We start from the raw sequence: 1029 nt of genomic DNA, 5'->3' as shown, positions 1-1029 counted from the left end.
TCATCAAGTCCTGAAGCCAACTGCTCGACATTTTCAAACGACTCCAGGTAAAAATATTCGCTCTTGAGTGTGCCGAAAAAGCTTTCCATTGCGGCGTTGTCTAGGCAGTTGCCCTTACGCGACATACTCTGCTCAATGTTCTTCTCGGCCAGCATATGCCGGTAAGTGGGCTGCCTGTACTGCCATCCTTGATCGGAGTGCAATATCGGTTTATCACCTGGATTCAGCCGCTCAAAGGCTTGCTCAAGCATTGCCGAGACCATCTTGAACTCCGGGCGCCGGTTAATCTGATAAGCGAGGATTTCGCCGTTATACAGGTCCATCAACGGCGAAAGAAACAGCTTCTGCCCCTTCACTTTGAACTCTGTCACGTCGGTTGCCCATTTCTGATTAGGGGCTCCTGCCTTGAATTCTCGCCTGAGCAGATCAGGCGCAACCAGTCCCTCTGAGCCTCGGTACGAGCGATATTTCTTCGCCCTGACCAGCGACTGGAGACCCATCAGCTGCATCAGTCGCTGCACCTTCTTGTGATTAATCATCCGACCGTTGTGCTTGAGGGTCTCAGTGATCCGGCGATAGCCATACCGTCCCTTATGCTCGTGATAGACGTTGTTGATACTCTCTTTCAAAGCCGCATGCTTGTCAGTCAACAACACCTTGCTTTGGTAATAAAAGGTACTACGTGCAAGCCCGGCAGCACGTAACAGCAGAGCGAGTCGATGCCCGTGCCTCAATCCCTGGACAGCCTTCGTTTTCTCGCCTGCGCAGTGCGAGGGTCCGCTTGGATCAAGGCATCGAGCTTTTTTAGATAAGCATTCTCCGCACGCAGATATTCCAGCTCTTCGAGCATTTGCTCGGGTGTCAGGTCGCTATCCGAAGCGGTAGGAGGACTTGCGCTGGTTTTTTTCGATGGCTTACGGGGCATGCTCAACTCTCGGGTATGATGCGGATGAAGTGCTTCAACTCCGCCTTGATCATACAACCTTTTCCACTGCCTGATGCTACTTGGACCACGAATATCAAACTGGA

At 51.9% G+C, this 1029-nt stretch carries 2 protein-coding genes; both read right to left on the bottom strand.

Going from position 1 to position 1029, the window contains the following annotated elements:
• Positions 1-734 (bottom strand): IS3 family transposase (locus ACF8R3_RS18225; protein ID WP_392515982.1); only part of this gene is annotated, 734 nt, incomplete at its 3' end.
• On the bottom strand, positions 731-1029 hold a 299-nt coding region (locus ACF8R3_RS18220; RefSeq protein WP_392515981.1), incomplete at its 5' end, for a helix-turn-helix domain-containing protein. The genes ACF8R3_RS18220 and ACF8R3_RS18225, both read right to left, overlap by 4 nt.

Origin of the sequence: Pseudomonas sp. FYR_7 (assembly GCF_043106155.1) — a bacterium.
GTDB lineage: Bacteria > Pseudomonadota > Gammaproteobacteria > Pseudomonadales > Pseudomonadaceae > Aquipseudomonas > Aquipseudomonas parafulva_B.
Note: the sequence above shows the minus strand (reverse complement) of the source record. Positions and strands in the feature narration are given on the sequence as shown.